The sequence below is a fragment of the Actinoplanes sp. NPDC051411 genome (genome assembly GCF_040682075.1).
Lineage (GTDB): Bacteria > Actinomycetota > Actinomycetes > Mycobacteriales > Micromonosporaceae > Actinoplanes.
The window spans coordinates 1-11,052 of sequence record NZ_JBFBAD010000221.1 but is presented as its reverse complement, the minus strand read 5'-3'; the positions used below and the strand labels follow the sequence as shown (position 1 = coordinate 11,052).

5 protein-coding genes are annotated in these 11,052 nt (G+C 70.7%); 2 read left to right on the top strand and 3 right to left on the bottom strand.

What is annotated here, in order from left to right; genetic code table 11:
• Nucleotides 1-129 precede the first annotated feature (129 nt).
• Genes AB0M88_RS51420 through AB0M88_RS51410 form a run of 3 tightly spaced genes read right to left on the bottom strand, consistent with a single transcriptional unit; the run spans nucleotide 130 to nucleotide 4,914 of the window.
• Nucleotides 130-2,574, bottom strand: coding sequence for a DUF3488 and transglutaminase-like domain-containing protein (locus AB0M88_RS51420; RefSeq protein ID WP_364115360.1), 2,445 nt, complete (start codon nucleotides 2,572-2,574; stop codon nucleotides 130-132).
• Nucleotides 2,571-3,869, bottom strand: coding sequence for a DUF58 domain-containing protein (locus tag AB0M88_RS51415; RefSeq protein WP_364115358.1), 1,299 nt, complete (start codon nucleotides 3,867-3,869; stop codon nucleotides 2,571-2,573). The genes AB0M88_RS51420 and AB0M88_RS51415 overlap by 4 nt, the downstream gene beginning before the upstream one ends.
• Before the next feature lies 1 nt (nucleotide 3,870).
• Nucleotides 3,871-4,914: a MoxR family ATPase gene (locus tag AB0M88_RS51410; protein WP_364115356.1), complete on the bottom strand. Its 1,044-nt coding sequence runs from the start codon at nucleotides 4,912-4,914 to the stop codon at nucleotides 3,871-3,873.
• A 275-nt stretch (nucleotides 4,915-5,189) separates the two neighbouring features.
• Here AB0M88_RS51410 and AB0M88_RS51405 point away from each other — a divergent pair, with 275 nt between their 5' ends.
• Together AB0M88_RS51405 and leuS are read left to right on the top strand one after the other, a co-directional pair.
• Nucleotides 5,190-7,982 (top strand): M36 family metallopeptidase, encoded by a 2,793-nt coding sequence (locus AB0M88_RS51405; protein WP_364115354.1) that lies wholly within the window; start codon nucleotides 5,190-5,192, stop codon nucleotides 7,980-7,982.
• Nucleotides 7,983-8,152: 170 nt separating this feature from the next.
• On the top strand, nucleotides 8,153-10,966 hold the full coding sequence (leuS, locus tag AB0M88_RS51400) for a leucine--tRNA ligase (RefSeq protein WP_364115352.1): 2,814 nt from the start codon (nucleotides 8,153-8,155) through the stop codon (nucleotides 10,964-10,966).
• Nucleotides 10,967-11,052: the final 86 nt, after the last annotated feature.

Below are 11,052 nucleotides of genomic sequence, written 5' to 3'. Positions count from 1 at the left end.
CTCTGTGTGTTCCCCAGCGGCGCACAAAACCCGCGCGAAAACACCCGCGCTAAAAAAAAACCCGCGGCCCAAACCACCCGCGGCGCCCCCCGGGGAAGAAACCCGGGGGAGCGCCGCCGAAAGATTCGCCTAGCGGGAGCGGGCCAGCAGGCGCCGCGGGCTGAAGCGGGACATCGACTCGCGCGTGCGGCTCGCCGTGCCGGCGAGGCGGGTTGAGAGGTCGGACAGGCCGAGCCGCCAGCGGAGCAGGACCGATGGTGGCATGATCGACGCGGCCAGCCGGGTGCGCCGGTTTGCCGAGCGGGCCAGGCCCTTGCGGATTTGTCGCAGTGCCGGGGGGAGTTCCGCCCCCTGCATCGGGCGCCGGGCGTACCGGGCCTGCTCCTCGGCCGTGCCGAGAAGTGTGGCCGCGTTCGCGGCGTCGGTGAGCAGCACCGCGTCGTTGATCAGGCGCCGGGCGGTGACGCGTGGGGTTTCGCTCGGGTCGACCGGGATGCGGTAGTCGATCATCGTGTCGATGAGTTCGTCCCAGGCGGCGTGGGCGTACTCGCGGGCCTGCACCGCCTCGGCTGTCACCACTATGTCGAGCGCCCCGGACGCCTGCGTGACCGTCACCGTCTTGGGTACCGTCGCCGCGTGCCGGCGCCGGCGGAGCAGTGCCCGCCGCACCGACGGCACCAGCAGGAGGACGATCAGCAGGGCCACCGCGATCACGACGATCAGGCCGGTTGTGGAGAGGCCCGCGGCGCTCGTGCCGGCCGCGCCGGAACCGCCGGCGCTGTCGAAGCTCCGGTCGGGCCGGTTCTGCTTGTCGATCGCCGACGACGGGTTGGCGCCCGGCTGGCCGGCCGCGTTGGACGACGAGGCGGTCGGGGTCGGCGCGTCGTTGTCGGGCGCCCACGCCGGGTGTGCCGAACCGGTCAGGCCGGCCGACGGGGTGGCGTCGAACGGGATCCAGCCGAGGCCCTGGAAGTAGACCTCGGTCCAGGCGTGCGCGTTGCGGTTGGTGATCGTGTACGTGATGTTGTCGCCGGTCGTGCCCCGGGTGAAGCCGAACGCGACCCGCGCCGGGATGCCGGCCGCGCGCACCATCCAGGCGAGCGCTGCCGCGTACTGCTGGCAGTAACCCGCCCGGTTGCGCAGGAAGGCGGCGATCTGTGACGCGTTGCCGGCCGGCTCGGTGGTGAGGCTGTAGGTGAAGCCGTTCTTCTTGGAGAAGAAGTCGTACAGCGCCAGGACCTTGTCGTAGTCGGTGTTCTTGCCGGCGACCAGTCTGCGTACCTGGGTGCTGACCGTCGCGTCGGCCGGGGTGTTGGTGTATTGCAGGACGAACGGGTCGTCCTTGGGCAGCGCCGGCGCCGCCCGCAGTTCGTCCTGGGTGTAGGTCGCCCGCACGTAGTCGAACGAGTATTTCTTGTTCTTCGTGGTGGTGCGGGTGGAGTAGAGCACCTGCTGGCCGCGGTCGAAGTTCCAGTTGCCGTCGAGGTTGCCGACCTGAATGGTGTTGGTGTAGATCGGCGCCAATGCCTGGGTCAGCTTGTCGGTGATCTCGACCGTGGCGTGGTACTGCTTGTAGTCGCTGTCGTCGGCCGCGCTGGCGGTGCGCGGGTCGGGCAGTCCGCGGGACAGCGGCGTCCCGGAGGGCGTGTGCGAGCCGAAGCCCTCGTTGGTGAGCTGGTCGGCGACCGCGAAGCGCAGATAATAGGGGCTCTGCTCGTTGGTCGAGACCTTGAGCAGGTTGACCGTGTCGCCCTGGGTGAGGTTGCCGGCCAGCGAGGCGAACAGGTTGATCTTGCCGCCGGTGCCGTTGCCGAGACCGCCCTGGCCGACGCCGCTGCCGCTCTGCGTGAGCTGGGACAGCAGGCCGCCGGTGATGGTCGGCACGAGCAGGGGCAGCAGGACGGCCGCGACCAGGCCGACCAGTCCGAGGCGCCGGCCCGCGGCGGCGAGCGGCGACGGTTCCCACACGTCGACGTCACGGCCGTCGCCGGTGAATCGGCGGCCGAACCGGCGTACGCGATCGATGTTGTCGCTGACGAGGAGCCAGAGATAGCCGATCGAGCCCACGATGAACGGGGTCACCGGAACGCTGTCGACGTAGACCGCGACCGGTACCGAATAGATCGCCAGCATCGGCAGGCCCGCCAGGGCCGGCCGGCGCAGCACCACCGTGAGCACGTCGACCACGATCGCGACGAGGCCGATGCCGAGCACCGCGACGAACAGCAGCCCGGACCGGTCGGGCACCGGCACCGCGTAGTCGCGGGTGTCCTGCCCGGCCTGCGTGAGCAGGTCGCCGAAGTGGTTGAGGGTGTCCGGGGTCGGGATGAGGAAGCCGTGCGGCGCCGGGAAGATCCAGCTGAGCGCCAGCAGCAGCGCGACGAACTCGCTCACGATCTGGGCCCAGACCGGGAACCGGAAGGTGCGGGTGAGGAACGCGGCGCCGCTGATCAGCGCGACCGCCAGGATGCACTCGAGCAGCCATGTCCAGGCGTTGAAGATGGTGGAGATCGGTGCCGCGGAGAGCAGCGTCGCCCCGCCCGCGACCAGGCCGAGCCGGCGTCGCCCGGTCATCGGATCACCCCGCCGACCGTCTCGGCCATCGCGGCCCGCCAGGCGAACCCGCTCGAACCGCGGGCGGCGGCCGGCCACAGCACGGGCAACTGGTCGCCGTGGCGGACGGGAACCGAACGCCAGCCGCTGTGCACGAGGGCCAGCGCGGCCGCCGCGTGCTCGCGGTCGGCCTCCTGCCGTTCCCCGGTCCCCATGGTCACCCAGGTCGAGCTGTCGATGGCGAAGCCGATGCAGGTCGCACCGGTGCCCCGCATGCCGGCCAGAAGTTCGGCCTCGGCGGTGGTGAGCGAGCCGAACAGCCCGACGATCAGGCCGCCGTCGGAGCGCCGGCGCACCTGCTCGACCAGGATCGAGATGTCGCCGTTCTGGGCCAGCTTCACGTCGGCCAGGGTGTCGAGCAGCACGCCCTCGCCGCCGACCTCGGTGGCGTCGATGTCGACCCCGCCGCCGGTCACCATGCGCACCTTGTAGCCGGCCTGCCGCAGGTGCACGGCGGCGCTGGCGGCGGCCGAGACCGCCCATTCGAAGCTGGCGGTCGGGCCCTCGCCGCGGTGGGCGAAGACCCGGGTGTCGAGCACGACCGTGGCCCGGCTCTCCCAAGGCTGTTCCTCGCGCCGCACCATGAGCTCGCCGGTGCGGGCGGTCGAGCGCCAGTGCACCCGGCGCAGGTCGTCGCCGCGACGGTATTCGCGGGTGGCGGCGTCGTCCTCGCCGTGCACGGCCACCGACCGGGCGCGGCTGTCGCCGGTGCCGGCGTACTCCCCGGCGAGGCGCACCGTCGGGAGCGGAACCACCTGGGGGATGACGGTCAGCCGGTCGACGCTCGGGAACGAGCGGGTCAGCTCGCACAGTCCGAACGGGTCGGTCAGCCGGATCACCAGCGGGCCGATCGGGTAGCGGCCGCGCACGTCGGCCCGCACCGTGTACGCCACCGAGCTGGCCTGGTGCGCGCCGAGCCGTTCCAGTACGACCCGCGGCCGGCTGCCCAGCGCGTACGGCAGGCGGTCCTCCAGCAGGAGGGTGCCGGTGGGGAGCCGGGACATGTTCTGCAGGCGCAGGATGACCCGGGCGCTCGAGCCGACCGGGGCGCGGCCGGGTTCGAGCGAGCGGCTGCAGGCGAGCTTGTAACGGCTCCGCCCGACGTACATCGCGGCGAGCAGGGGCAGCGCCGCCAGCAGCACGGCGACCCGAAGCAGGTCGCGTTCGCCGAGGATGAAGGCGGACACCGTGGCGGCGCCGGCCCCGGCCAGGAACGATCGGCCGCGCGTCGTGAGTCCCCGCAAGGCCTCCCGCATGTCAGCGCCCCCGGGACTCGTACTGCGTGCCGCCGGTGTTGCGGGTGTCGTACGGCGAGCGGTTGCGGTCGTGCGGCAACGGCAGCCGGTGCACGATCTCGGACACGATGGCGTCGGTCGTCCGCCGGTTGAGCTGCGCGTCGGCGGTCGGGATGACGCGGTGCGCGAGGACCGGCACGGCCAGAGCCTGCAGGTCGTCGGGGAGCACGTAGTCGCGGCCCTCGAGCGCGGCGACCGCCTTGGCGGTGCGGATCAGCTGGAGACTCGACCGCGGGGACGCGCCGAGCCGCAGCTCGGGGGCCTCGCGGGTGGCGGTGACCAGGGCGATCGCGTATTGCTGGACGGCCTCGGCGGCGTGCACGTCGCGGGCCGTGGCGATCAGCCGGCGGACCATCGCGGCGTCGGCCACCGCGCGCAGATCGTTGAGCGGGTCGTGGTTGCCGTGCCCGCTCAGCATGGCCAGTTCGGCCCGCGGGTCGGGGTAGCCCATGGCGATGCGGGCGGTGAACCGGTCGCGCTGCGCTTCGGGCAGAGGGTAGGTGCCCTCCATCTCGATCGGGTTCTGCGTCGCGATGACCATGAACGGCGCCTGCAGTTCGTACGTCGTGCCGTCGACCGTGACCTGCCGCTCCTCCATGCACTCGAGCAGCGCGGACTGGGTCTTGGGCGACGCCCGGTTGATCTCGTCGCCGACGACCAGGTTGGCGAACACCGCGCCCGGCTTGAACTCGAAGTCGCGGGTCTCCTGGTTGTAGACGCTCACCCCGGTGACGTCGCTGGGCAGCAGGTCGGGGGTGAACTGGATGCGGCGTACCGAGCAGTCGATCGAGCGGGCCAGGGCCTTGGCAAGCTTGGTCTTGCCTACGCCGGGGACGTCTTCGATCAGCAGGTGACCCTCGGCCAGCATCACCGCGAGCGCGAGCCGCACGGTGGCGCTCTTGCCCTCGATGACCTGCTCGATGTTCGCCATGATGGCCTGAGCCGCGGCTCGGAAGTCGTCGCCGGCCATCGGTCCACCGGGCTCGTCCCAGGTCGGGGTTGTCACGGGCCTCCTCCAAGTACTTCACGCCGAAGGGTTTGCGGGCGGCCGGCGGTCCGTGGGCCTCCGGCGCTCGCCGCCCGTACGGACAGGTTAGCCCGGTCACAGCAACTCGCCGACTCGGGCAGGTGGACGGTTTTGATGTCCGTCAACCGGACACGGGTATCGGATGCGTAAAGAAGTCGACACCGGTCTAGATTCTTCGCATCGATGACGCGAACGATCAGCCATCGACGGGTTTCACCACCGAGCCCGTGGCGAAAGGGGCTGAATTGAGACCGTTGTCCGTTCCGACCGTGACCCGGCGGATGGGGGCGGCTGCTGCCGGAGCCGTCCTCCTGGCCGGCCTTCTTCCCGCTGTGGCGCAGGCCGCGCCGGCCAAAGCCGCCGTTGCGAAAACCGGAAACCACGCCGACTACGACAGCCGCCGCGGCATCACCGCCGCGCCGGCCGCCGCCTCACCGCAGGCGCTGAAAGCGACGACGACCAACGCGAACACCCTGGCCCAGCAACTGGGCGTCCAGGGCATCGTCGACATCGACAAGTCGACCGGCACGCCACGCCGCGTCACCAAGCTCGACGGCTTCCTCACCGGCCCGAGCCGCCAGAAGCCGGCCGACATCGCCCTCGCCTACGTCCGCGCCCACGCCGACCTCTTCGGCAGCCTGGCCGGCCTGACGCTGCGGCAGGACTACGTCGACATCGACGGCACCCACCACCTCAGCTTCCAGCAGGTCGCCGACGGCGTACCGGTCTTCGGCAACGGCCTCAAGGCGCACGTCACCAAGGACGGCCGCCTCGTCCAGGTCGACGGCTCGCCGCTGCGGACACTGCCGGCCACGGCCGGTGCGACCAGGCTTTCCGCCGCCGCTGCCCGCGCCGCGGCGGTCAAGGACGTTTCCGGTACGTCGGGAGCCCGGGTCACCGCGTCCTCGGCCGGCTCGGCGACGTTCAGCGACGGCGGCAACGCGAAACTGGTCTGGTTCCAGACCGCGTCCGGCCCGCACCTGGCCTGGGAGACCGTGGCCCTCGACGAGGGCTACGTGCATGTCGTCGACGCGTCCAGCGGTGACGTCCTGTTCCGGCAGAGCACGGTCGACGCCGACACCGCCGACACCTGGACCAACTACCCGGGTGCCCCCAAGGGCGGCAAGCAGCAGAAGACCGACCTGAGCAGGTGGCTGCCGAACAACTCGCCCTGGCTGGCCGGCAACACCGCGCACGTCTACTCCGACATCAACGACGACGACGTCGACAACCCGGGCGAAGATGTCGCCCCGTCCGGGAAGCGCAGCTTCGACTTCCCGTTCACGAAGTTCGACGTGGGCGGGCTCTGCTCGGACCAGTACCAGTGCTCCTGGGACCCGTCGGTCCCCAACTCGTGGCGCGTCAACCGCGACCAGAACGCCGCCCAGATGTTCTTCTTCGTCAGCAACTGGCACGACCACCTGAAGGCGGCGCCGATCGGCTTCACCCGGCAGGCCGGCAACTTCGAGGCGGTCGACGGCGACGCCGTGCAGGCGCAGTCGGACGACGGCGCGAACACCGCGAACGGCCTGCCCAACGCGGCCCACACCAACAACGCCAACATGAACACCCCGCCCGACGGCACGCCGCCGCGCATGCAGATGTACCTCTTCCTGCCGAGCGCCCGGTTCCTGGCCGGCAACTCGGGCGACGAGTCGGACATCGTCTACCACGAATACACGCACGGCCTGTCGAACCGGCTGGTCGTGGACGCCGACGGTCTGTCCACTCTGGGCGACATCCAAGCCGGTGCCATGGGCGAGGCCTGGAGCGACTGGTACGCCATGGACTACCTCGACGACCAGGGCCTGCAGAAGGACACCGCGGCCATCGGTGACGTCCGGGTCGGCCGGTACGTCGACGGCGGCGGCACGATCCGTACGGAACCGCTCGACTGCCCGGTCGGCACCACGTCGACCGCGTGCCCGGGCACCCCGCTGGCCGGTCCCGGCGGCTACACGTACGGCGACTACGGCCGCATCTCGGCCCGCGGCGCCGAGGTGCACGCCGACGGCGAGATCTGGGGCCAGACCCTGTGGGACCTGCGCAAGCTGATCGGCAGCAAGAAGGCCGAGCAGTTGGTCACCCGGGCCATGGAGCTCTCCCCGAGCAACCCGTCCATGCTCGACGAGCGCAACTCGATCCTCGCCGCCGACCTGGTCGCCGACGGCGGCAAGCTCCAGAAGACGATCTGGTCGGTCTTCGCCAAGCGCGGCATGGGCTACTTCGCGGCCGCGGTCGACGGCGACGACTCCCAGCCGGTCGAGGACTTCTCGATGCCGCCGAACCCGGACACCCCGCGCGGCTCGCTCACCGGCAAGGTCAACGACCAGGACACCGGCGCCGCGGTGGCCGGCCTCTCGGTCGGCTTCGGCGGGCACGCTTCCGGCTTCGCCGGCAGCTACGAGACGGTCACCGCCGCCGACGGCAGCTACACCATCTCCGGCATCCTTCCCGGGACGTACGCGAAGGTCTTCGCGCGCGGCGCCGGGTACGACACGGTCGTCAAGACGCTCTCGATCCCGTCCCACGCCGTGACCGAGAACTGGTCGGTCCGCAAGGACTGGGCGGCGTCCAGCGGCGGTGGCTCGGTGGTCAGCTTCACCGGGCCCGACTACACCCCGGACTGCGGGCCGGCCAAGCTGATCGACCAGTCCCAGGTCGGCGGCTGGGGTTCGGACGTCGCGGCCGGTGGCCAGACGATCGTGCTCAAACTCATCGACACGGTCGACATCGGCCAGCTGGTGATCAACCCGTCCGCGACCTGCGGCGATGACGCGACCGCGTCGACCGGCGGCTACCGGGTGGAGACCTCGCCCGACAACGTCACCTGGACGACCGCGGCCACCGGCACCTTCCCGGCCGGCACCGTCAAGGCCACCCCGGTCACCCTGACCGGCGGCACGACCGGTGTCACCTACATCCGCTACACCGCGCTGACCAGTCAGGGCCAGGACGCCGGCCTCTGCGCCGACCCCAACTCGACGGCCAGCGGCTGCGCCTTCCTCGACAACACCGAGCTCTCCGTCTACGGCTCGGCCTCGTAGGGCTGGATACCGGTCGCCGCCGCGCGGCGGCGACCGGTACCATGCACGTGTGGCCCGGCAGTTTCTCCTTCTTAGCCGGCCGTGCTGATCTCCCGCCGCTGAGACGGGCACAGCACGGCGACCCCTCCCTGTGAGGGGCTTTTTTGTGCCCATCGACTTTTGAACGCGAGATGCCGACGATGAGCGAGTCAGAGACCCCGCAGTTCCGCTACACCGCCGCCCTGGCCGGTGAGATCGAGCTGCGCTGGCAGGAGTACTGGGCGGCCAACGGCACGTTCTACGCGCCCAACCCCGAAGGCGCCCTGGCCGACCCCGACCACCCGCGCGCGGGCGCGCCCAAGCTGCACGTCCAGGACATGTTTCCGTACCCGTCGGGTGCGGGCCTGCACGTCGGTCACCCGCTCGGATACATCGGCACCGACAGCTACACCCGCTACAAGCGGATGGCCGGCTTCAACGTGCTGCACCCGATGGGCTTCGACGCGTTCGGCCTGCCCGCGGAGCAGTACGCCGTGCAGACCGGCACCCACCCGCGGACGACGACCGAGGCCAACATCGAGCGGTACCGCGGTCAGCTGCGGCGGCTGGGCCTGGCGTACGACGACCGGCGCACGTTCGCGACGACCGACCCCGACTACTACCGCTGGACCCAGTGGATCTTCCTGCAGGTCTTCAACTCGTGGTTCGACCCGCAGATCCGCAAGGCCCGCCCGATCGCCTCGCTGATCGCCCAGTTCGAGTCCGGTGACCGGCCGACCCCGGGCGCGCCGTGGGCTTCGCTGAGCCCGGTCGAGCGCCGCAAGCTGATCGACGACCACCGGCTGGCCTATGTCAGTGAGGCCCCGGTCAACTGGTGTCCCGGCCTGGGCACCGTGCTGGCCAACGAGGAGGTCACGCCGGACGGGCGCAGCGAGCGCGGCAACTTCCCGGTCTTCAAGCGCAACCTGAAGCAGTGGATGATGCGGATCACGGCGTACGGTGACCGCCTGGTCGACGACCTGGACGCGCTGGACTGGCCCGAGCCGGTCAAGCTGATGCAGCGCAACTGGATCGGCCGTTCGCGGGGCGCCCACGTCGACTTCCCGGCCGGCCCGTCCTCGATCCGCGTCTTCACCACCCGCCCCGACACGCTGTTCGGCGCGACGTACATGGTGCTGGCGCCGGAGCACTCGCTGGTCTCCGCTCTGGTCCCGGCCGCGTGGCCCGAGGGGACAAATCCGGCATGGACCGGCGGGCACTCGACTCCCGAGGCCGCCGTCGCCGCCTACCGGGCCGAGGCCGCCGCCAAGACCGAGGAAGAGCGGACCGCGGACGCCAAGGCCAAGACCGGCGTCTTCATCGGCGCGTACGCGACCAACCCGGTCAACGGCGCCGAGATCCCGATCTTCATCGCCGACTACGTGCTGGCCGGCTACGGCACCGGCGCGATCATGGCGGTGCCGGCCCAGGACGAGCGGGACTGGGCGTTCGCCGAGGCGTTCGACCTGCCGATCATCCGGACCGTGCGGCCGTCGTCGGACGACTTCGAGGGCGCGTACACCGGCGACGGCCCGGCGATCAACAGCGACTGGCTGGACGGCAAGGGCGTCGTCGAGGCCAAGGCCGCCATGATCGCGTGGCTGGAGCAGCACGGGCACGGCACCGGCGCGACCACCTTCCGGCTGCGCGACTGGCTGTTCAGCCGCCAGCGCTACTGGGGTGAGCCGTTCCCGATCGTCTACGACGAGACCGGGCTGCCGGTCGCGCTGCCCGAGTCGATGCTGCCGGTCGTGCTGCCCGAGGTCGACGACTTCTCGCCGCGCACGTTCGACCCGGACGACGCCGACAGCGAGCCGGAGACGCCGCTGTCCCGCAAGAAGGACTGGGTCAACGTCGAGCTGGACCTGGGCGACGGCCTGAAGACGTACACCCGGGAGACCAACACCATGCCGCAGTGGGCCGGCTCCTGCTGGTACGAGCTGCGCTACCTGGACCCGCAGAACGACAAGCGGCTGGTCGACGAGGACAACGAGGCCTACTGGATGGGTCCGCAGCGCGACGGCGACAGCGGCGGCGTCGACCTGTACGTCGGCGGCGTCGAGCACGCGGTGCTGCACCTGCTGTACTCCCGCTTCTGGCACAAGGTCCTGTACGACCTGGGCCACGTCTCGTCCTTCGAGCCGTTCCGCAAACTGTTCAACCAGGGCTACATCCAGGCGTACGCGTTCCGGGACGCCCGCGGTGTCGTGGTCCCGGCCGAGGACGTCGTCGAGCGCGACGGCCAATACTTCTACGAGGGCGCTCCGGTCTTCCGTGAATACGGCAAGATGGGCAAATCGCTGAAGAACGTCGTCACCCCCGACGAGATGTGCGACCAGTACGGCGCCGACACGTTCCGGGTCTACGAGATGGCGATGGGCCCGCTGGACGTCTCCCGCCCCTGGGAGACCCGGGCGGTCATCGGCTCGCAGCGCTTCCTGCAGCGGGTCTGGCGCCTGGTCGTCGACGAGGAGACCGGCGCCGTCCGCGCCGAGGACCAGCCCCTGGAGCCGGCGGTCCGCAAGCACCTGCACCGCACCATCGCGGGTGTCCGTGACGACCTGGACGAGCTGCGGTTCAACACCGCGATCGCCAAGCTGATCGAGCTGACCAACACGCTGACCCCGCTGCCGGTCGCCTCGCGGGAGGCGATCGAGCCGCTGGTGCTGATGGTGTCGCCGTTCGCCCCGCACCTGGCCGAGGAGCTGTGGAGCAAGCTGGGCCACGACGACTCGCTGGCCTACGCCGGCTTCCCGGTCGCCGACCCGGCCCAGCTGAAGGCCGACTCGGTCACCTACCCGGTGCAGGTCAACGGCAAGGTACGCGAGCGCGTCGAGGTGGCGCCGGAGGCGTCCGAGGCCGAGGTGCGGGAGGCCGCGCTGGCCGCGGTCGCCGACGTCCTGGCCGGCCGCGAACCCAAGAAGGTCATCGTCGTCCCGGGCCGCCTGGTCAGCGTCGTCGTCTGAGCCGCCGGGCAGTCTGCCACGGTTGATATAACGCGGGAGAAATCGAGCGGTGGAGGTACTAGATTATTTTTTCCAGCCACTAGCCC